Here is a 20,944-nt window from a genome sequence, read left to right as displayed (position 1 = left end):
ATGTCCTGTTTAGCGTAATCTTTACGACTATGTACCCTAAGTTGCGGCTATGTTTAAACGCTTACTGCCCTTACCAATCCGTCGGCTGGTAAAATCCATTCTTTACCGGCTCTGGGATCAGTACGATTCTCTACGTGGACACCGTGACCCGTTAACTCCGCCACGATCGCGCATTTTTATTGGCGCGGGTGACTTCCGGACCGTAGGCCAGCGCTTCAAACAGCTCTTTACTGAACTCGGTGGGCTTAAACCGACCGATGCCGTTCTGGATGTGGGCTGCGGCATTGGTCGAATGGCCGTTCCGCTAACCAATTACCTGATTGCGCCCGATGGCCGCTACGAAGGGTTCGACATTGTAGCACAGGGGATTACGTGGTGTCAGAGGAATATCACCCCCCGCTTTCCAACTTTTCGGTTCCAGCTGGCCGACGTTCATAACGCTCATTATAATCCAAACGGACGTTTTCCGGCGCATCAATACCGCTTTCCTTACGCGGACAACGAATTTGACTTTGTTTTCCTGACGTCCGTGTTTACGCACATGGACCGACCGGAGATTGAGCGGTATACAACTCAGATTGCGCGGGTGCTCAGGCCCGGCGGTCGGGCGTTTATTACGATGTTTTTGCTGAACGATGAGTCGCGTGCGCTGATGGCGGCTGGCCAGAGCCAGTACAATTTCCGGCATGCACTTAACGGACGCTGGGTGTTTGACCCCACCAACCCGGAAGCGGGTTCAGCCTACGACGAAACGTTTGTTCGAGATTTATTCGCTCGTCACCAGCTCACCTTGCGGGAGCCAATCTACTACGGTTCCTGGTGCGGTCGAACAGACTTTACGTCGTTTCAGGATATCCTGATTCTGGAAAAATAACCGGCTCGCAGCCCAGCCAAGCCCCTGCTGGCAACAAAACCCTTAAACGCCTGTTTACCTAAATTGCAATGATCTTATCGGCAATACGGCCGGAATCGTGCAGTTCACTATACTCAACAGACGTATGAACCCTTCTGAATTTCGGCCCACGTCGGAAGACATTCCTGGGCAGCAATTACCCTATCCAGCCCGACAATCGGATATGGACCCTGCCCCCGACAGCGATTTGTCAAATTATAAACCAGCCGGCAAGCTCGCCGATAAAGTCGCAATCATCACGGGTGCCGATTCGGGTATCGGTCGTGCAGTGGCCGTCGCCTTTGCCATGGAAGGAGCCGACGTAGCGATCGTCTATAATGAAAACACCGACGATGCTAAATACACCAAACGTTTAGTTGAATCAAAAGGCCGGACCTGTCTGGTTATTCAGGCCGATGTTCGACAGAAAGCTAATTGTAACGATGCCGTCCGGCAGACTGTCGAGAAATTTGGCAAGTTGAATATTCTGGTCAATAATGCGGCCTACCAGATGGCTCAGCAAAAGCTGGAAGACATTAGCGAAGAACAGCTCCGGCGTACTTTCGACACGAATATTCTGGCGTACTTTTTTATGGCGCAGGCCGCCCTACCCCATCTGCACGAAGGCGACGCTATTATCAATACGGGCAGCATCGTTGGAATTGTGGGCAACCCGATCCTGCTGGACTACACGGCGACCAAAGGCGCTATCCATGCCTTTACCAAATCGCTTGCCATTCAGTTAGGCGAGCGCAATATTCGGGTTAACTGCGTGGCGCCAGGGCCGGTCTGGACACCCAATATTCCGGCCACAATGCCGCGGGACGAAGTTAAGAATTTCGGTCACGAAGTCGCGCTGGCGCGACCGGGTCAGCCCGAAGAAATTGCCCCGGCTTATGTTCTGATGGCTTCCAGCGATGGCAGTTTCATAACCGGTAGTATCCTCGAAGTAACGGGCGGCAAATTGGGATGAAGACCTTAACTCCAAGTGTCTACCCTGCTGGCACCGTCCGCGCGCTGCTGAAAACGGATCAGGTTACCGAAGCGACCCGTCAGGCGCTCACTGAACGTTTAAAGACCCCACCCCACCAGCCGACGTTTTTCTCGGCCGATGAGTTTGCCCTGCTGACCGCCATCTGCGACCGGTTGATTCCGCAAGACGGGCGTTCAGAACGTATCGATACAGTAAGTAGCATTGACCAGCGATTGGCCGGGAACAAGACCAACGGTTGGCGGTACGACAGTATGCCTGCCGATGGCGAAGCGTATAAGCGGGGCTTGCAGGGCATTCAGGAAAGTGCACAGGCTATGTTCGGGCAATATTTTGAAGCTCTTTCTGAAACCCAGCGGGATCTGGTGCTTAAAGGAGTTCAGTCTGCCGAAGCGCCGGGGCCAATCTGGCAGACGATGCCTGCCAACCGTTTTTTTGAGGAGCTACTGGCCGAAGCCACGGAGAGTTATTACAGCCATCCACTGGCCCAGGAAGAAATTGGTTATGTTGGCATGGCTGACGTACCTGCCTGGCAGCGCATTGGCCTGAATCAACTGGAACACCGCGAACCTCGGGAAATAGCGAATCCGGACTGATTTATCCGAAAGCACCATCGATAACTTCCAAAGATTAGGCTACTCACTATACAACCTATGAAGCACTACTCAACCAGTGAACCTGTCGATGCCGTTGTGATTGGCACAGGTGCGGGTGGTGCTCCGTTGCTGGCCCGCCTGGCGGCTGCGGGTTTACGGGTAGTTGCGCTGGAATCGGGTGATCACTGGAATCCAGGCAAAGACTTCCCGACCGACGAGCGGGCGCAAGAGAAACTATTCTGGAATGATGAACGTCTCAGCGCCGGTAATGATCCCCTACCCTTCGGAAACAATAATTCGGGCACCGGCGTTGGGGGCTCAACCCTGCATTACACAGCCTACACGCCCCGCGCTCAACCCGACGACCTGTGCATCCGGACGGATTTCGGCGTGGGCGCCGACTGGCCGTTGAGTTTTGAGCAAATTGAGCCCTATTACGACGAAATTGAGCAGTTTCTGGGTGTGTCCGGCCCAGCCAACTATCCCTGGGGGCCGACTCGGAAACGCGCGTATGCCTTACCTCCTTTACCAATCAATGGCGCAGGGCAGTTAATGGAGCGCGGTTGCCGGGAGCTCGGCGTTCAGACGTCACCGGCGGCTAACGCAGCCTTATCGGCTGGCTATTATCAGGAAGGTGTCGGGCACCGACCGGCCTGCACAAATCGGGGTTTCTGTCAGGCGGGCTGTAACATTGGTGCCAAGGCGAGTATGGACGTAACCTATATTCCACTCGCGATCCATCATGGAGCCGAAATCAGGGCTCAAAGCTACGTAACGCAGTTAATTACAAATTCATCCGGTCAGATCAGCGAGGTCATCTATATCCGTAACGGTCAGGAAGAGCGGCAAATGTGCCAGTATGTATTCCTTTGCGCCGGTACAATCGAAACGGCCCGCCTGCTTCTGGTGAATGAGCTAGCTAACAGCAGCGGTCAGGTGGGGCGTAATTTTATGGCGCATACGGCGCTGCAAATCTGGGGCGAATTTGATGAGGATATTCGTCCCTATAAAGGAATTCCCGGGGCGTTGATTTCAGAGGATACGCACCGGCCTGCGGATGCCAATTTCGCAGGTGGTTATCTGCTACAGTCCATCGGCGTCATGCCCGTTACGTACCTGAGTCAGATGGCGCGTGGCCGTGGTTTATGGGGTGCCGATTTGAAACGCGCGGCTCTGGCCTATAACCACGTCGCCGGGATTAACATTCTGGGCGACTGCCTGCCCCACGACCACAACTATCTGGAGCTATCGGATGAGAAAGACATCCGTGGGTTACCCAAACCCCGTATCTATTTTTCGAATGGCGAGAACGAAAAGCAGATGACGGTTCACGCCGACAAATTGATGCGAGCCATCTGGGAGGCCGCCGGTGCCCGCAACGTGTGGGCTTACCCGCGAAATGCGCACATTATCGGTACTTGCCGCATGGGGAATGACCCCGATACGGCGGTAGTGAATGCCGACGGACAGTCGTTTGATATTCCGAATCTATATATTAGCGACAACTCGATTTTTCCGAGTGCCTTAAGTGTCAACCCAGCTCTCACGATCATGGCGCTGTCGTTACGTATCGCCGACCGGTTTCTTGAACGTCACCGACGACTGGACTAATTGAATAACCATCTGGAAGCACCTCGCAAACGCTTGCCATACACTGAAAACCATTACCTGCCATGTCCAAAAACGGATTCTTAGACATTATCAAGAAACGCTTCGGCGAAGGCAATTACGAAGGTGATCAGTTCGGCGGGGCGGGTGGTCATGACGGGAGCGGCCTGCCCGATGCGAATCCAGGCAACTTTATGTTTGCGACGGGCATTGAATGTTCCTATCCAACCATTCAGAACGGTACCGTCCGGCGCGACCAGCTGCGCGAGTGCGGCCATTACGAGCGCTGGCGCGAAGACCTTGGTTTAGTTAAGGAAATGGGCCTGCGGGTGCTGCGCTACGGCCTGCCTTACTATAGTATCCACAAAGGTCCCGGCCAGTTCGACTGGAGTTTCGCCGACGAAGTTATGGCCGAAATAAAACGCCTGGACATTATTCCAATTCTGGACCTGATGCACTTTGGCGTTCCCGATTGGATTGGAAATTTCCAGAACCCCGAACTACCAATTCATTTTGCTGAATACGCCGGGGCCGTGGCAGAACGCTATCCCTGGGTGCGTTACTATACACCCGTTAACGAGATTTACGTTACGGCTCGAATTAGCGCCCGGGACGGTGTCTGGAATGAGCAGCTCAAAACCGACCGGGGCTTCGTAACGGCTCTCAAGCACTGCGTAGCGGCCAGCATTATGGGCAATCAGCAGATTGCCAAGCGCCGGAACGACTGCGTTATTGTTCAGAGCGAAAGCGCGGAATACACGCACGAGTTCAGCGCTACGCCCTCCCCGGAAATAAGCCTTTCGAACGAACTGCGCTTTTTATCGCTGGATCTACTCTACGCCAACCCGCCTTCGACAACAGTGTCTATGTACATGATGGACAACGGCCTGACCCGCGAAGAGTATAACTGGTTCATGGCGGGCAAGCCCCCCGGTTATCAGATTATGGGCAATGATTATTACGGTCGCAACGAACGGATTAAGCTGCCCGACGGCTCGATTCAGATCTCGATGGACGTGCTGGGCTGGTATGAAATTACCAAAGCGTATTACGAGCGCTACCGGATGCCGGTCATGCATACGGAAACAAATGTATTTGAAGCGGATAAAGCCTCTATGTGGCTCAACAAACAATGGATCGGCGTGCTGAGGATGCGCCGGGACGGCGTGCCTGTCCTGGGCTTTACGTGGTACAGCCTGATTGATCAGATCGACTGGGATACGCAGTTGGGTGAACTCAACAACCGGGTTAACGAATGTGGCCTGTATGATCTCAACCGTAAGCCCCGCCCCGTGGCCGAAGCGTATAAAACGCTGCTGAAAGAGTTCGGGCAAATCACCATTGTTCCCTACGGCGAGATGCTCGAAATGACCGACCGGCCCGCTCGCCTAAAGGTAAATGTCTGATGAAACGGCTGATAAACGGTATCCACCTGAACATTCTGGAACAGGGCAATGGCCCCCTTACGCTCATCTTTCTGCATTATTTTGGTGGCTCGGCGCTGGAGTGGCAAGTGATCATGAGCCACTTTTCAGCTCAGTATCGCTGCATAGCAGTAGACCTGCGCGGTCATGGCGATTCAGAAGCCCCCGCATCGGGTTATTCGGTTGACGATATGGCTGATGACGTAATCTGCGTAGTTCAGGAATTAGCCATTCAGGACTTTATTCTGGTGGGTCATTCCATGAGCGGCAAGGTTGCATTGGCCGTAGCGGCCGGAACCCCAAACCATGGTTCCCCAGCCGGTCTTCAGTCACTCTTGCTGGTATCGCCCTCCCCGCCCGTACCCGAGCCTATTCCCGACGATGAGAGGCAGATGTTGCTGACCAACCACGGCCAACGTAAAGCCGCGAAGAAAATGCTCAAGAATATTACGGCCATTTCTGTATCTCAGGCCATAAGCGAACAGATTATCGCCGATGACCTCCGTACGTCTGAGTCTGCCTGGACCGCCTGGCTGACAGCCGGCAGCAAAGAAGACATCACTTCCCGGATGGCTGCCATCGCAATTCCGGTTCATATTACGGTTGGCAGTAAAGACGGCGCCCTGCCGCCTGACGTACAAACCCATATGGTGCTGCCTTATTTAACAGACGTTACACTGGAACAAATGCAGGGCGCGGGTCATCTGCTGCCTTGGGAAGTGCCTGCTGAACTGGCTGCGTTCATTGCAAAAAAAATCGGAGTCTAACGTTGCCTGAAAATTCTAAGCACCTATCTTTGTAACCCAATTCGGGGTGTAGCGCAGCCTGGTAGCGCGCTACGTTCGGGACGTAGAGGTCGTGGGTTCGAATCCCGCCACCCCGACACAAGTAGAAACACAATGACTCAGGTAATCAACAACAGCTGGTGGTGGCACTCTTCCCAACGGGGATGAGGGTTGCCGCTATGTGTTTATACTAACACCATCAAAGGCTCACCGTCATCCCGGTGAGCCTTATTTTTTTCCCGTATAACCAAACGAAACTATGGAAACCCTCACAACAACCTCTACCCCCTACCGCGTCGTCAGTCGGCACAAGCGGATGCTGGCCGATATCATTACGCCCGTCAGCATTTACCTCCGTATTCGCGACCGTTTTCTGAACAGCATCCTGCTCGAAAGCTCCGACTATCACGGCAACGAAAACAGTTTTTCGTATATCGCCTTTGATCCGGTTGCCCGGTTTTCATACGACCGACCCGGGGGCTCTAAGGGCCTTTTGACGGTTCAGCTTCCCGGCGAACACGAGCAAGCCACTGAAGTGCCGCCCCAGCAGATGCTGGTTGCGTTGCAGGAGTTTAAAGACAGTTTTAAGCACGAAAAACCCGCGTTCCCCTTTATTACGAACGGCCTGTTCGGCTATTTTGGGTATCCGGCCGTGCAGAGCTTCGAGGATATTAACCTGAACGCCCCCGTTCCGGCAGAGAACCAGATTCCGGCCGCCGTCTTTACGGTATACCGTTACGTCCTGGCCATCAATCATTTCAAAGACGAGCTGCATCTGTTCGAGCATAGCTATCTCCGCAATGGCGACGTTGAGGCCGAAAGCACCCTCGATTACATCAGCGATCTGATTACGGGCCGCAACTACCCAACTTACTCCTTTTCGCCCGCCGGGCCCGAGCAGTCGAACTTCACCGACGAGGAGTTCCTGGCTATTATTCAGAAAGGGAAAGACCATTGCCAGCGGGGAGACGTCTTTCAGATTGTGCTGTCGCGCCGGTTCCAGACGCCCTTCATTGGGGATGAGTTCAACGTGTACCGGGCATTACGGTCGCTGAACCCTTCGCCTTATCTGTTTTACTTTGATTACGGTAACTATAAACTGTTCGGCTCCTCGCCCGAATCGCAGATTGTGGTCAAAGATCGGAAGGCAACCATCTACCCCATTGCCGGAACTTTCCGGCGCACCGGCGACGACATCCGGGACGCTGAACTGGCCCAGAAACTGTATAACGACCCTAAGGAATCCGCAGAGCACGTTATGCTGGTCGACCTCGCCCGAAACGACCTGAGCCGCAACTGCGACGTCGTGAAGGTTGAGACCTTCAAAGAAATTCAATACTACTCGCACGTTATCCACCTCGTCTCTAAGGTGGTTGGCGACCTGACCGAAACCGCCGATCCCTTACAGATTGTGGCCGAAACCTTCCCCGCCGGTACGCTATCGGGAGCGCCCAAGCACATGGCCATGCAGCTCATCGACCGCTACGAAAATCTCAGCCGCAGTTTTTATTCAGGGAGTATCGGCTACATGGGTTTTGAGGGCGAATTTAATCATGCCATCATGATTCGCACGTTTATGAGTAAAGATAATACCTTGTACTATCAGGCTGGAGCCGGGGTTGTTGCCAAGTCGGTCGTTGAGAGTGAATTACAGGAAGTACACAACAAACTGGCCGCGCTGCGCATGGCCATTGAACAGGCAAAAACGATTTAAGCTATGAAACTGCTGGTCTTAGATAACTACGATTCATTTACGTATAACCTCGTGTATATCCTCCGCGAGCTGGGCCATCGCCCGGACGTAATTCGGAACAATAAGCTGACCGTCGAAGAAGCGGGGCAGTACGACAAAATCATGCTCTCGCCGGGTCCGGGGCTCCCGTCCGAAGCAGGCATCATGCAGGATATGGTGCGCGAACACGGCTCGTCTAAAAGCATCCTAGGTATCTGTCTGGGTCACCAGGGCATCGGCGAAGTGTACGGCGCGTCGCTCGAGAACCTCGGCGACGTTCTGCATGGGGTAGCGCACCGCACGACCATTACCGACCGCAGCGAGTCGTTGTTTGCCGATATTCCTGATGAACTGACCGTCGGCCGGTACCATTCCTGGACGGTTGTTCCCGACTCGATTCCCGCCGAACTTCGTGTTACAGCTGTGGATGAACACGGCCGCGTAATGGCCCTCGCGCATACCCGCTTCGACGTAAAGGGCCTGCAGTTTCACCCCGAATCGGTGCTGACGGAAAACGGAGTGAAAATGCTTGCAAACTGGCTTAAACAATAAAGAGTGAAAGGGCGACATACCATGCGCCAGCCCAAGTACCGACCGTTCACTCTTCCGCTCATTCGCTCTTTGAACATGAAAGCAATACTGAACCACCTGTTTGAATACAAGCACCTGACCAAGGAAGAAGCGCGGCAAACGCTGATTGGTATTGGTCGCGGTGAATATAACTCCGCGCAGATCGCGTCTTTTCTGACGGTCTACATGATGCGCAGCCTGCGTCTGGAAGAACTCGAGGGCTTCCGCGACGCCATGCTGGAACTCTGCCTGCCGGTTGATCTCGGGGCTTACGACCCGATGGACCTTTGCGGCACCGGTGGCGACGGCAAAGACACGTTTAATATCTCAACGCTGTCGTCGTTTGTGGTAGCAGGTGCCGGGCAGCGGGTCGCCAAGCACGGCAACCACGGCGTTTCGTCGCTGGTTGGGTCTTCGACGATCATGGAACACCTGGGCTATAAGTTCACGAACGACGTGGGTGAGTTGCAGCGTAAGATGGAAACGGCAAGCATCTGTTTTCTGCACGCGCCCCTGTTCCACCCGGCCATGAAGAACGTAGCGCCCATCCGGAAAGACCTCGGCGTCAAAACGTTTTTTAACGTACTCGGACCGATGATCAACCCGGCAAAGCCCCAAAAGCAGCTCGTTGGGGTGTTCAGTCTTGAATTAGCCCGTTTATATGCGTACCTTTATCAGCAAACCGATAAGCGGTTTATGATCCTGCACGCGATGGACGGCTATGATGAGATCTCTCTGACGGGCGCGTTCAAGGTGATTAGCAACCAGACCGAACAGATACTGGAACCCGAGCAACTGGGAATGACTACCTTAACAGCCGAATCGCTGGCGGGTGGACAAACGCTGGACGAGTCCGCACAGATTTTTATGAATGTGCTGAACGACGCGGCAACCCCAGCTCAAAAACAGGCGGTTCTGGCTAACTCAGCGATGGCCTTGCTGGCTGCCGGGAAGGCCGAAACGCGGGAGGAAGCAGTAGCCCTGGCTCGTGAGTCGCTGGAAAGCAAGCGGGCTCTGGCATGTTTTAAGAAGTTGATTGCCTAAAACGTCATTTAGGATTGTTATAGTCAGTAGGTCATTTGTTTAATGACAAACCGTGACGATAAACGACAGCCAATGACACAAAGCGAATGACGATTCTTGATCAAATAGTTGCTCAGAAGCGAATAGAAGTAGCCCAGCGTAAAACCGAAACCCCGGTGTCGGTACTGGAGCAAATGCCCGACTTCAGGCGGGTGCCCCTGTCGGCGCGGGACGCCATTCAGGACCTGAATTCAACCGGTATTATTGCCGAATTCAAGCGTCGGTCGCCTTCCAAAGGCGTTATTAATGACCGCGCAGGTGTGGCTGAAACTACGCAGGGTTACGTTCGGGCCGGCGCGGCTGTGCTGTCGGTACTCACCGATGAGCCTTTCTTCGGCGGAACACCGGCCGATTTGCAGGCTGCCCGGCAGGCCAATCCATCAACGCCTATTCTCCGCAAGGATTTTGTCATTGATGCTTATCAACTCCTCGAAGCGAAAGCCTGGGGAGCCGACCTGGTGCTGCTGATTGCAGCCTGCCTGACACCCGCTGAAGTAGCCGACCTGAGTCAGGAGGCCCAAAATCTGGGATTGCAGGTGCTGCTCGAAGTACACGACGAGCATGAACTCGACCAGACGCTAACGCATACCGTCGACCTGGTAGGGGTTAATAACCGTAACCTGAAAACCTTTGAGACGTCAATCGAAACTTCGCTGCGGCTAATTGAGCGGATTCCGGACACATTCGCTAAAATCACGGAAAGCGGTCTGCACGATGCAGCTACGATGCGTACCCTGTTTCGGGCGGGTTTCGATGGCTTTCTGATTGGCGAAGCATTTATGAAAACGTCTGATCCGGCGGCTGCCCTGGCTGAGCTGGTTGCTCAGTACAACACAACGCCTTTACCCATCTAACTTTGTATAGCCATGAAAATTAAAGTGTGCGGTATGCGTGATGCCGACAATCTCAAAGAGGTTGCCGCCCTGGGTCCCGACTTTATCGGGTTTATTTTCTATGATCAGTCGCCCCGGTTTGTGGGCGAAGACCTGGATGCAGAAGTGGTAAAGTCATTGCCTCGTTCGATTCGCAAAGTAGGGGTGTTCGTAAACGCCAGCCCGGAGTTTATTCTGCGCAGCGTAAAGAAATACGATTTTCAGTACGTACAGCTTCACGGGAATGAAACCCCGGAATACTGCCGCAGCCTGCGTAACCGCGGTATCAATATCATCAAGGCGTTCCGGGTCGATGAGTCATTCAACTTTTCGATGCTCAACAACTTCAAGGCGCAGTGCGACTTCTTTCTGTTCGACGCCAAAGGCGATCAGCCAGGCGGCAATGGCGTAACGTTTGACTGGAGTATTCTGAGCCGTTACGACAATGAAAAACCGTTTTTCATCAGTGGTGGCATCGGTCTGAATAATCTCGATCAACTGACGAAGCTGAAAGGGATGAAGTTATACGGTGTTGACGTCAACAGCCAGGTCGAAACGGCGCCGGGTGTAAAAGACGTTGCGAAGGTGAAAGAGTTAATTGACCGGCTGCGACCGGTAGAAGCGGAAGAAACCGTCTAAACGCCGGCCGACAATTACCCGTTGATCCGCTGCGTTGAGCAGGTACGAACAAAACCACAGTAAACAACACATAAGCGTCAGCAACAGCGCGACTGGAGCAGCGATAAGCTTTGTCCGAAACCGCTATCTGCCCGGAGCTGCGTTAAGTTAAGCCTTTGAATTTTATGGCAACCACGCTCGAACCCCAGACCTCCTTTGAGGTAAACGATAAAGGTTTTTATGGCCGCTTTGGCGGAGCCTTCATTCCGGAGATGCTTTACCCAAACGTAGAGGAGCTCCGTCAGAACTATCTGCAGATCATAGCCGATCCTGCCTTTCAGGCCGAGTTCTGGCAGCTACTCGAAGATTACGTTGGGCGCCCAACCCCTCTGTTTCTGGCTAAACGCCTGTCGGCTGAACTCGGTGCAACGATTTATCTGAAACGGGAAGACCTTTGCCACACCGGTGCGCATAAGGTAAACAACACCATCGGTCAGATTCTGGTGGCGCAACGGCTTGGTAAAAAGCGCATCGTGGCCGAAACCGGGGCCGGTCAGCATGGGGTAGCAACCGCGACGGTCTGCGCTCTGATGGGCCTGGAGTGCATCGTTTACATGGGCAGTATCGACATGGAACGCCAGAAACCCAACGTCGACCGGATGCGGATGCTTGGCGCGACGGTCGTTCCGGCAACGTCGGGCAGTCAGACGCTTAAAGACGCGACGAACGAGGCCATGCGTCACTGGATAAATAACCCGGTCGATACGCACTACATTATTGGATCGGTAGTCGGGCCGCACCCGTATCCCGACATGGTCGCCCGCTTTCAATCAGTCATCTCGGAAGAGGTCAGGAAACAACTGTTAACGAAAATTGGCCGCGAAAATCCGGATTACGTCGTCGCCTGTGTCGGCGGTGGCAGTAATGCCGCTGGTGCGTTTTACCATTTTCTGCACGAGCCATTGGTCCGTCTGGTTGCCGCCGAAGCCGCCGGACAGGGCGTAACGACGGGACACTCGGCCGCCACAACCGCGCTGGGTAAGCCGGGCGTTCTGCACGGCAGTCGCACGATTCTGATGCAGACCGACGATGGTCAGGTAACCGAACCGTACTCCATCTCGGCTGGTCTCGATTACCCTGGCATTGGCCCGCTCCACGCGCATCTGTTCGACTCCGGCCGGGGCGACTTCTACGCCATCACCGACGACGAAGCGCTGGAGGCCGGTTTCAGGCTTAGCAAGCTCGAAGGCATTATTCCTGCCCTTGAGTCAGCCCATGCCCTGGCCGCTTTACACAAAATGAATCTGCAGGCCAACGATGTTGTGGTTGTCTGCTTATCGGGCCGGGGCGATAAAGACCTAAGTACGTATTCAAAGCATTTGTAGCCGTCATTTCGCGAACAGTAGGTTCTCGCTGCATACCATGACCCAGGAACTCACCCAAAACCGCATCACTGACCTGTTTTCGCAGAAAAGCGACCGGTTGCTCAGCGTTTATTTCACGGCTGGCTTTCCAAATCTCGACGATACAATGCCTGTTCTGCGCGGTTTGCAGGCGACTGGCGTTGATCTGGTCGAAATTGGAATGCCTTACTCAGATCCCGTTGCCGACGGCGAAACGATCCAGCTAAGCAACGGACGGGCACTGGACAACGGGATGTCGCTGAAAACGCTCTTTGCCCAGTTAGCCAACTGTCGTCAGGAAATCACCGTTCCGATACTGCTGATGGGATACATCAACCCGGTTCTGCAGTACGGTGTCGAGAATTTTTGCCGGATGTGCCAGTCGGTTGGTGTGGATGGGGTTATCCTGCCCGACCTGCCGCTGGATTTATTTCTCGATGAGTACGCGCCGATTTTTCGTCAGTATGGTATCCTGAACGTAAATCTCATTACGCCCCAAACGGCAGAGAGCCGCATCCGGCTGATTGATCAGGAGTCGGATGGGTTTATCTATATGGTGTCATCGGCGAGTATTACCGGCTCAACAAAAGGTATCAGCGATCCAATGCGAGCGTATTTTGAGCGCATTCAGGCGATGAATCTACGTAACCCGCGCCTGATTGGCTTTGGCATCAATAACCACGAAACCTTCGATACGGCCTGTCAGTACGCCAACGGCGCGATTGTAGGTAGTGCGTTTATCCGGCATTTACAGGACCACGGCACTTCGGCCGAGAGCATCCAGTCGTTTGTGCAGACGATTCGGTCCTGACGGCGTACCTTTGCAGCATGAATTCCGAGATTAATTTCGATAAATCCCCCGACGGACTCATTCCCGCTGTAATTCAGGACGCCGAAACCGGTAAAGTTCTGATGCTGGGCTATATGAACCGCGAAGCTTATGACAAAACTGTCGATGAGCAGATCGTAACGTTTTTCAGCCGGAGCAAGCAGCGGTTATGGACCAAAGGCGAAACCTCTAATAACTTTCTGCACGTTCGGGAAATTCTGGTGGATTGCGACGGCGATACGCTGCTGATTAAAACGAACCCAGCCGGGCCCGTTTGTCATACGGGCGCAGATACGTGTTTTGAGGAAGTCAATCAGGGAAAAGGTCAGTTCCTGAATTATCTGCAAAGCATTATTCACGACCGCAAGGTCAACCCCTCGGAAAAGTCCTACACAACGACCCTGTTTAACCGGGGCGTTAATAAGATTGCTCAGAAAGTAGGGGAGGAAGCTGTTGAGCTGGTCATCGAGGCCAAAGACAGTAACGACGATCTGTTCAAGGGGGAAGCGGCCGATTTGCTGTTTCATTTCCTGGTCCTGCTGGAACAGAAAAACATGAGCCTGGACGATATTGTGACGGTATTGCAGAGCCGTCATCAAAAACAATAGCTCGGGTTTGAGGTTTGTTCAGTGTTGCTGGCCTTGCAGCAAGGTCTGAGCCGCATTTCTCACCAAACCTCTATCAATTCATGGGCCTGATTATCCGAATTCTTATCAGCGCAGTGGCCGTTTACGTCGCTAGCGTGTTTATCCCCGGCATCTCCGTAACCGGTGGTGTCGGCACTTATTTAATCGTAGCCATTGTGCTGGGTTTTTTAAATGCGTTCATTAAGCCGATTCTGACGATACTAACCATTCCGATCACGATTCTGACGTTGGGCCTGTTTCTGCTGGTTATCAACGTTCTAATGGTGTATCTGACAGCCTATCTGATACCGGGTTTTGCCGTTAGTGGGTTCATCTCCGCTTTACTTTTCAGTATTGTGGTGGCTATTGTGACCGCCCTGATTGATGCGATTGTCTAGTTGATACTACATCATAACAAAGCCTGCCAGTCGGTTTACGCGCTGGCAGGCTTTACTGTTTTTTATACTAATCACCTTACCTGCACGCGCCCACCGGCTGAATGCGCTGAAAACTCCGGCGCGTAGAAGCATTGCACCGTAGCAACACCCGCCGAGAAATCGCCGGTCTGAGCGACCCGAAGATTATATTCAAACACGTGGGTTCCTATCGGCAGATAGCTCAGAAAAAAGTCCGTCGATGCGTCGCGGGGCGATTCATAGTAACCAAGGCCGTTCTGAAACTTGTACCCCGACAGGGCGCTCACCGGCTCAAAACCCGATGCACGACCGTCTTTCAGATGGACGTATTCCATCGCGCGATCGGTTTTCAGCACCAGCCGAACTTTGATCAGATCGCCGGGTTTCAAATAAGTTTGCGACGTAACGGGCGAACTAACCGGCCCACCGGGTGAGTGCTGCTGTATAAACAGTTCTTTCTGAACCGATAGACCCGCACTGCCCGGCATAACCCGATCCAGGGGTTCAAAATGCTGCCAGTATAACGCGCCCCAGGCCAGGCCTTCTGTTCTCTTCGTGATCTGGATAAGGCCCATCTCCGGCTTGATCTCACTGGCGGCATAGGTTACTTTCTGATAACCCGTAATGGCTTCGGTTTTCATGGCCCGGCTCTCAATGGACTGACCGCCTAAACTAACCTGTGCGGTAGATTTTGTGCTGAGCCAGTCGCTGCCCCGCAACAGCAACGCATATACGGCTTCTGTCGTAGCTTTTGTTGAGCCCCAGGACTGCGTTTGTTTCTGACGTATTAACCAGCGTTTCATCTTATCGATAGTGGCCTGATCCTGAGCAATCTCATTGAACGCTTCCATCAGGTATGCCTGCGTTTCGATAGGGGCCTGGTACCAGAATAGCCCCGACTGGTTATCGGGCCAGTACATACCCATTTCCTCTGATTCCCGCGCCCGCTCACGTAACGAAGCCAGGATTTGGTTGGCCGTTTTTGCATCGCCTAAACGAGCCAACGCCAGCGCGGCTAGGGCCTGACCCTGCAAGCTCTGTTTCAGCCAGTTATTGCTTACGCGTTGTTTCAGATACGCCAGCACGTCTTTGTCCATCGGCTGCTTCGGATAGAAGCTACGCGCGTAGAGGTACTGCGTTTCTGTAAATGGTCGTTCACCGCTCGTCTTACTTTTTTGCTGTTGCTGCGTAATCCACTCTTTTACCTCCGCGTCGGAATAGCGAATTGCGCTGGCCAGCATTTCGTTTAGTTGCGTCTGCATCGCGTCAGGAAAGCGAACCCCCAACTTTTGCAGATGCCCAAACCCACTCAGAATATGCAGGGTCATAGACAAGTCTGGAGTCATGCCGCCGAACCAGCGAAACGCACCGTTTTCGGTCTGCAACTGCTTGAGTCTATAGAACGTCCGCTGTTGTTCATCGGTCATGCGGTTTTGATCGAGCAACTGACCCAACTGCGCCTGCCGTTCGGCTTCGGAACGCGCTTCGGCCAGCCAGGGTGAGTTTTCCAGCGTAACGGCTTTTAGTTCTTCGTTAGACTGAAGCGGGTTCCGGGGCGATTTTCGTTTCCATTCGTCAATTACCTGCCTGAACGCGGGCTGACTTCCAACTATATGAGCCGCCAGGCTGTTGGCGTACAAGCGGCTGAACAGTTGTTCGGCGCATTCGTAGCGGTACTCCATCAGATAAGGAAGCGCCTGCAGGGCGTACCAAGCCGGATTGCTGGTTACCTCTACCGTTAGCCGTTCGTGCTGAACAGGCAGTTCCGGCGTAAGATTCGCGAGTTCTTTCAGCTTGAATGTCTTCGTTTCTGCTGAATTTGAACCATTCACCCAGAACGGCTGCGTATCAGTTATAAGCACCCGGTTTGGCAGGACGGGAATCGTAAACTCTTCGCCATCGGTGAAGCTGCCCGACCGGGTCGTCAGACGACACGTAACGGCTTCAAGACCCGCTGGAACAACCAGCGTCCAGGCAACCGACTGGCTCTGGCCACCCGCCATAGTAATGGAGAGGGGAGATGCCGAATGAGGCAGTCTACTATTCATCGGCTCACCCGTCAGCGCATCCACCAGCTCAAGAGTAGCCGAGCCAGATAAAGCCTTCCCGGTCAGGTTGTTTACGCGGGCCGCGAGCCGGATGGTGTCCCCCTCCCGAACGAAGCGCGGGGCATTGGCCGTAATCATGAGTTCTTTCTGCGTAATAATCTCGCGCTCAAAGGTTCCGGTTTTCAGGTCTTTTGTGTGGGCAAACGCCAGCAGTCGCCAGCGCGTGAGAGCTTCCGGCATGGTGAACGTCAAAACCACGCGGCCCTGCTCATCTGTTCGGAGCTGCGGGAAGAAAAAGGCCGTTTCGTTGAAATTCCGACGTGGGTTTATGAGTCCGTCGGTTGATGGATTAGCCGAGTTAGTATTTTCGGCAGCAATAGCCTCAGGCAATTCCGTTGTAGCTTCTGCATCAGCAGCCTGAGCGGCACCTCCGCCCCCTGCTTCCCGTTTGGAAACCCTCGCGCTCATCATAGCCTGTTTGGATGGAGCAGCACTGTATTGAACGGCAACCTCCTCTTCCAACGCCTGCCTGTCGGGCTGCATTCGGAAGCTGATGGTTTTCTGGCTAACTGTTATTTCGTTTGTTCTATAGCCAATCAGCGAAAAGACCAGCACGACGGATTTACTATCCGATGCTGCCGGGAGCGAAAACGTTCCCTTTGTATCTGTACTCACCCCGGTAGTAGTGCCTTTCAGGAAGATACTAACGCCCGATACGCCTGATCCACCCCTGTTTTTTACAATACCAAACAAGCGCTTCCCTTTTCGCTGAACCATTACGCGCAAAGCCTGATCCGAAACGCGGTTACGTCGAAACAAAGGACCACCGTAGGGCGTAAACCGATAGTTGCCCCAGCTTAGCTGATCGTACTGGCGGACAGGAGCGGGGGGCTCAGGCCGGTAGCGGTAAACCAGAGGATTGCTTTGCCGGCTATAAAGCCCTACGTAATGCCAACTGTTTCCTGATGGCCGATACGGCTCGTAAATAGTCGTTGGCCAATCGAGCCGGGCGAAGGCATCCAGCGATGCGTCGTAAAGAGTAGCTACCAGTTCGGCGGGTGTCTGGTTCAGGCCAGCAATTGTTAGCGTCCAGGTTTCCTGCTGGCCGGGCCTGAGTTTATTGCGGAACGTCTGGGTTTCAATCGTCAACTGCTTATTCGTGAATGGAACCGTAATCACCTGCGATTTCTGGTACAGTCGTCCGTTCTGCATCATCAGAAAATGCACCGCAAACCCACCCCGCTGACTTTCAGTTACCGAAAAAGCTACCCGCCGGGGTTTACCATCGGTTTTTAGCCACTCCTGCCGTTTGATTTTATGCTGTTCTTCCACCGTCATTAAAACCCAGCCGGGCTGGTTGTTACCGACCCAGAAAACAGCTTCTCCACCCGGTTCAGCCGTGGCCTTCCGCGCCTGCACCCAGCCGTCGGCGCGGGCAGAGGCAATGGGTTGCGCCCCGTCAATGGCCGAGAAAAATGCCTGTTCACGGATCGTATCGCCGGTCGAGCTGGTAGCAGTCATCTCCGCGACGTATTCGCCCGGAGCGTACTGCGTCAGGTTAGGCTTAAATAGCGAATCGGTGGGATAGGTTAGCGTCTGCTGCTGCACGCGATTGATTTTTGGCCACGCACGCGGGTCCAGTTCGTTGGCGTAAAGGTCGTTGGGAAACAGCCGCTTAAACTCCGCTTCGCTTAGTAACTGACGATCCGGACGCTCCCAGAGCCGACTACGCAGGGGATATGATGGAGGTTGAAGCCGGTAAATTGTTAACAAGCCTTTGGCAGATACGTTTTCACCTGACTGATTCGTGATTCGTACCGGAAACGTAACGACTGCGCTGTCAGCCGGCTGACTTTTCTCGATCTGGGCTGGAATCGCCAGTTCAATCTGAAGAGCCGAATAGCCGATTCCCAGCGTCCGGGTGGCGCTACGAGTTTCGCCCGCCCGGTCGGTTACGTCAATCGTTATAATGAAGTCGAAGATCGGATTGGTCTGACGAGCAATCTGACGGTCGGGCAGGGCAGGAAACGACAGACTTACGTTGCCCTGCGCGTCGGTTTGCGCCACGCCATTCGTGATTTCGGTTTCTGACCTGTACCGGGGCTGACGGATAGACCACCAGTCCCAGCGCGGTCGGTATCTTCGAACGACCCGGAACCGTACCTGTCCTTCATCAACCACAGCCCCGGCAAACGTTTTTACCTGCGCCGAGAGCGTAACGGTCTGTTCCAGGCGGAATGATTGCTGAATAGGCTTGATCGTAACCTCGAACGTTGGGCGTTTGTATTCTTCAACCCGAACGGTTGTGCTGCCGTGGCTGGTCTGGATGGTCATCAGGCCCGTTAGCCGTCCTACGGGTGCTGTAAAGCTGGTACTATACGTACCGAATTCGTTGGTTCGCACGGTTACCTGAGAAACCCGTTCGCCATACTGATCGAGCAGTTCGATTGTCTCGTCCTGGCTGGGTTTTACGTTAAACTGGTTAGCCTTTCCTTCGTAAACCAGCCCTTTAACGTAAATGGGCTGGCCGGGCCGGTAGATTGCCCGGTCGGTGAAGAGTTTGGTGTACGTCCCGACTGGCTCCTCGCTGGTATTCCCACGATAGTTGTAGTTGTATTGCGGATCGGAAAGCAACGAGTCGGCCCCCCGGCTGATGAGGTAATAAAAGCTGGTTTGGTCCGGAAGTGCATTGGCGGGCACGTTAACCTGACCGTTATCGTCTGTCTGATAGCGTGCAGATGGGGGGCCTGCTGTCTGCCCTTTTACAACCAGTAAGGCAACCGACGCGTCGGATAGCGGTTCACCCGTTCGCCGGTTTACGACAAACAGCGACTGACGTGAGTTGTCAGGTCGGGTATTCGTCAAGGCATAACTAATCGAGGAAATGCTAAACGCTACATACTGAACCTTTTCATTGCCAAATGTGCTGTCTGTTGTCAACAATACGTATTGACCAACGGGAAGGCCCGCAAGCGGCATCTCAACTGAATGCTGATAGAGATCGCCGTCATTAGGTAAGGTGACTGATCCTTCTGCGATGGCTAGCTGCCTGAGCCAGTTTTTGATAATCTGTTTACGTTGGTCTTCGGTACCAGATTGATTCTGTTCGGCCGTAAGCGCCTGTATCGACTGACGCAGAATCCGGTAGCGAATCTGACCGATATTCTGGTACGTCACGAGTGCCCGAAATGGCTGGCCGGGCGCATTTACCGGCTCTATCTGGAGCGAATAAGTCGGCTGTAATAGCCGGTTCAACAACTGTGCAGCCTGCTGGCCGGGAAGTGTTTTCGGGTAGCGTTTTATCAGATCCCGACAGATGTCAGCCGCCTGTTTACGGTTCCAGCGGGTTTGGGCAGTATCTGCGCTACCCAGCGCAAATGGCTCTTCAACTCGTTGGAATAACCTGTTATCACTGGCCATAAAGTAGGCCAGTTGATACCCATAAATAGCTTCTGCGGTTTGGTTTTTGTATCTGGTCATCTGGGCCGTTAACGTCTGGCGGTATAATGAATCTTTTTCCGGCACAACGCTGTAGCCATGCACAAACGCCAGCCGCAGCACATCAGCATCGGCCAGAGCCGTCGGGTCGGTATCGGTCAGGTGAAATGCCAGCAGTTGCTGATAGAGCCGTAACGCCTGATACCGGCCTGACAGCGAATCACGGCTCTGTATGGAAAGATTGGCAAAAACAGCGGGCCCTCTGAGGTAATCCGGCTGATCGAGTTCAAATCGAAAAATGGGCTTCAGCAGATCAGGCTCGGTGTTTTGAAAAAAGGAAATAGTCCGGTGCGCCAGTAAATCAAACAACGTTGGCCGAAGGAGCCGGGCATCGGGGTCGCCCTTGTCCAGAAGCGCGTCATACGCGGAAATCGGCGTTTTCTGGAGCAGAGCCTGCTGCTCAATAGAGGCCAGATACGTTCCCGTAATCGTTTCAATCAGCCGATGCGCATCCCAGGTCCGGAAGTCGGCTTCGTTCGAATTGCCAGATGGCTGCCCTATGGTGGCCCGGTCATAAAACTTGTAGCGATTTTGCTGGAAATATTGCCAGTAGACGTCTGCCAGCACTGATTGCAGCACAGATTTAGCTGGTTCTGGGGTGTCCTGTATATCAGCCTGTAAGGAACGAACCAGCTCTACATAAGCATCTTCGTCGGAATAACTTCGGAAGATTACCCGGTGCATAGCCGCCTTGGCAACCTGCGGATAATTGCGCGCCGTTTTCGCTTCGACATAAATATGGTTCACAATCGCCAGTGCCGATTTAGGCAAGCCTTTGGCAGCCAGCGAATCGGCTCGTTGCCAGTCGCGGGCGTAATCAGAGAACTCCTTATCCGGCCGACGATTCTGCGCCAGAGAAGAGAGAGGCAGAATAACTATTAACAGGGCAAGAGCGAATAAGCGCAGCATAGTGGGGTGGGTAAGTCAGGCAATCACTAGTTCATTGACCTCTT

The 20,944-nt window shown here is 53.6% G+C and carries 16 protein-coding genes and 1 tRNA gene; 16 read left to right on the top strand and 1 reads right to left on the bottom strand.

Annotation, left to right across the window (positions count from 1 at the left end; translation table 11 throughout):
• The first annotated feature begins 49 nt into the window (after positions 1 to 49).
• From HNV11_RS23385 to HNV11_RS23310, 16 genes are all read left to right on the top strand, one after another.
• A complete protein-coding gene (locus tag HNV11_RS23385; RefSeq protein WP_171741960.1) occupies positions 50 to 874 on the top strand; it encodes a class I SAM-dependent methyltransferase in 825 nt (274 codons plus the stop codon).
• 124 nt (positions 875 to 998) lie between these two features.
• A complete protein-coding gene (locus HNV11_RS23380) occupies positions 999 to 1,865 on the top strand; it encodes a glucose 1-dehydrogenase (protein WP_171741959.1) in 867 nt (288 codons plus the stop codon).
• Positions 1,862 to 2,479, top strand: coding sequence for a gluconate 2-dehydrogenase subunit 3 family protein (locus HNV11_RS23375; RefSeq protein WP_171741958.1), 618 nt, complete (start codon positions 1,862 to 1,864; stop codon positions 2,477 to 2,479). Before HNV11_RS23380 ends, HNV11_RS23375 begins: the two co-directional genes overlap by 4 nt.
• A 57-nt stretch (positions 2,480 to 2,536) precedes the next feature.
• Positions 2,537 to 4,090, top strand: coding sequence for a GMC family oxidoreductase (locus tag HNV11_RS23370; protein WP_171741957.1), 1,554 nt, complete (start codon positions 2,537 to 2,539; stop codon positions 4,088 to 4,090).
• A 62-nt stretch (positions 4,091 to 4,152) separates the two neighbouring features.
• Positions 4,153 to 5,493, top strand: coding sequence for a family 1 glycosylhydrolase (locus tag HNV11_RS23365; protein WP_171741956.1), 1,341 nt, complete (start codon positions 4,153 to 4,155; stop codon positions 5,491 to 5,493).
• The gene (locus tag HNV11_RS23360) at positions 5,493 to 6,278 is read left to right on the top strand and encodes an alpha/beta fold hydrolase (RefSeq protein ID WP_171741955.1); all 786 of its coding nucleotides are present in this window, start codon (positions 5,493 to 5,495) and stop codon (positions 6,276 to 6,278) included. Before HNV11_RS23365 ends, HNV11_RS23360 begins: the two co-directional genes overlap by 1 nt.
• Positions 6,279 to 6,320: 42 nt before the next feature.
• Positions 6,321 to 6,394 (top strand) — tRNA-Pro (locus HNV11_RS23355).
• A 161-nt stretch (positions 6,395 to 6,555) separates the two neighbouring features.
• A complete protein-coding gene (locus HNV11_RS23350) occupies positions 6,556 to 8,010 on the top strand; it encodes an anthranilate synthase component I family protein (protein WP_171741954.1) in 1,455 nt (484 codons plus the stop codon).
• Between the two features lie 3 nt (positions 8,011 to 8,013).
• Positions 8,014 to 8,580: an anthranilate synthase component II gene (locus HNV11_RS23345; RefSeq protein ID WP_171741953.1), complete on the top strand. Its 567-nt coding sequence runs from the start codon at positions 8,014 to 8,016 to the stop codon at positions 8,578 to 8,580.
• 75 nt (positions 8,581 to 8,655) lie between these two features.
• Positions 8,656 to 9,642, top strand: coding sequence for an anthranilate phosphoribosyltransferase (gene trpD, locus HNV11_RS23340; RefSeq protein ID WP_171741952.1), 987 nt, complete (start codon positions 8,656 to 8,658; stop codon positions 9,640 to 9,642).
• Between the two features lie 86 nt (positions 9,643 to 9,728).
• Positions 9,729 to 10,535, top strand: a complete 807-nt coding sequence (trpC, locus tag HNV11_RS23335; RefSeq protein WP_171741951.1) for an indole-3-glycerol phosphate synthase TrpC — start codon at positions 9,729 to 9,731, stop codon at positions 10,533 to 10,535.
• A 12-nt stretch (positions 10,536 to 10,547) separates the two neighbouring features.
• On the top strand, positions 10,548 to 11,192 hold the full coding sequence (locus tag HNV11_RS23330) for a phosphoribosylanthranilate isomerase (RefSeq protein ID WP_171741950.1): 645 nt from the start codon (positions 10,548 to 10,550) through the stop codon (positions 11,190 to 11,192).
• A gap of 164 nt (positions 11,193 to 11,356) precedes the next feature.
• On the top strand, positions 11,357 to 12,556 hold the full coding sequence (trpB, locus tag HNV11_RS23325) for a tryptophan synthase subunit beta (protein WP_171741949.1): 1,200 nt from the start codon (positions 11,357 to 11,359) through the stop codon (positions 12,554 to 12,556).
• Positions 12,557 to 12,593: 37 nt separating this feature from the next.
• Positions 12,594 to 13,385 (top strand): tryptophan synthase subunit alpha, encoded by a 792-nt coding sequence (trpA, locus tag HNV11_RS23320; RefSeq protein WP_171741948.1) that lies wholly within the window; start codon positions 12,594 to 12,596, stop codon positions 13,383 to 13,385.
• A gap of 17 nt (positions 13,386 to 13,402) precedes the next feature.
• Positions 13,403 to 14,011, top strand: coding sequence for a bifunctional phosphoribosyl-AMP cyclohydrolase/phosphoribosyl-ATP diphosphatase HisIE (hisIE, locus tag HNV11_RS23315; RefSeq protein WP_171741947.1), 609 nt, complete (start codon positions 13,403 to 13,405; stop codon positions 14,009 to 14,011).
• A gap of 80 nt (positions 14,012 to 14,091) precedes the next feature.
• Positions 14,092 to 14,427, top strand: coding sequence for a phage holin family protein (locus tag HNV11_RS23310; RefSeq protein WP_171741946.1), 336 nt, complete (start codon positions 14,092 to 14,094; stop codon positions 14,425 to 14,427).
• Between the two features lie 71 nt (positions 14,428 to 14,498).
• Here the strand turns inward: HNV11_RS23310 and HNV11_RS23305 are convergent, their stop codons facing one another.
• Positions 14,499 to 20,900, bottom strand: coding sequence for an alpha-2-macroglobulin family protein (locus HNV11_RS23305; RefSeq protein WP_171741945.1), 6,402 nt, complete (start codon positions 20,898 to 20,900; stop codon positions 14,499 to 14,501).
• Positions 20,901 to 20,944: the final 44 nt, after the last annotated feature.

Source organism: Spirosoma taeanense (assembly GCF_013127955.1).
Classification (GTDB): Bacteria; Bacteroidota; Bacteroidia; order Cytophagales; family Spirosomataceae; genus Spirosoma; species Spirosoma taeanense.
The sequence above is the reverse complement of the archived record's forward strand: the minus strand, read 5'-3'. Positions and strand labels throughout refer to the sequence as shown.

Excerpts from the sequence above, each read along its gene's own strand:
- HNV11_RS23385 (WP_171741960.1), top strand. The coding sequence starts at position 50 with ATGTTTAAACGCTTACTGCCCTTACCAATCCGTCGGCTGGTAAAATCC.
- HNV11_RS23380 (WP_171741959.1), top strand. The coding sequence starts at position 999 with ATGAACCCTTCTGAATTTCGGCCCACGTCGGAAGACATTCCTGGGCAG.
- HNV11_RS23375 (WP_171741958.1), top strand. The coding sequence starts at position 1,862 with ATGAAGACCTTAACTCCAAGTGTCTACCCTGCTGGCACCGTCCGCGCG.
- HNV11_RS23370 (WP_171741957.1), top strand. The coding sequence starts at position 2,537 with ATGAAGCACTACTCAACCAGTGAACCTGTCGATGCCGTTGTGATTGGC.
- HNV11_RS23365 (WP_171741956.1), top strand. The coding sequence starts at position 4,153 with ATGTCCAAAAACGGATTCTTAGACATTATCAAGAAACGCTTCGGCGAA.
- HNV11_RS23360 (WP_171741955.1), top strand. The coding sequence starts at position 5,493 with ATGAAACGGCTGATAAACGGTATCCACCTGAACATTCTGGAACAGGGC.
- HNV11_RS23350 (WP_171741954.1), top strand. The coding sequence starts at position 6,556 with ATGGAAACCCTCACAACAACCTCTACCCCCTACCGCGTCGTCAGTCGG.
- HNV11_RS23345 (WP_171741953.1), top strand. The coding sequence starts at position 8,014 with ATGAAACTGCTGGTCTTAGATAACTACGATTCATTTACGTATAACCTC.
- trpD (WP_171741952.1), top strand. The coding sequence starts at position 8,656 with ATGAAAGCAATACTGAACCACCTGTTTGAATACAAGCACCTGACCAAG.
- trpC (WP_171741951.1), top strand. The coding sequence starts at position 9,729 with ATGACGATTCTTGATCAAATAGTTGCTCAGAAGCGAATAGAAGTAGCC.
- HNV11_RS23330 (WP_171741950.1), top strand. The coding sequence starts at position 10,548 with ATGAAAATTAAAGTGTGCGGTATGCGTGATGCCGACAATCTCAAAGAG.
- trpB (WP_171741949.1), top strand. The coding sequence starts at position 11,357 with ATGGCAACCACGCTCGAACCCCAGACCTCCTTTGAGGTAAACGATAAA.
- trpA (WP_171741948.1), top strand. The coding sequence starts at position 12,594 with ATGACCCAGGAACTCACCCAAAACCGCATCACTGACCTGTTTTCGCAG.
- hisIE (WP_171741947.1), top strand. The coding sequence starts at position 13,403 with ATGAATTCCGAGATTAATTTCGATAAATCCCCCGACGGACTCATTCCC.
- HNV11_RS23310 (WP_171741946.1), top strand. The coding sequence starts at position 14,092 with ATGGGCCTGATTATCCGAATTCTTATCAGCGCAGTGGCCGTTTACGTC.
- HNV11_RS23305 (WP_171741945.1), bottom strand. The coding sequence starts at position 20,900 with ATGCTGCGCTTATTCGCTCTTGCCCTGTTAATAGTTATTCTGCCTCTC.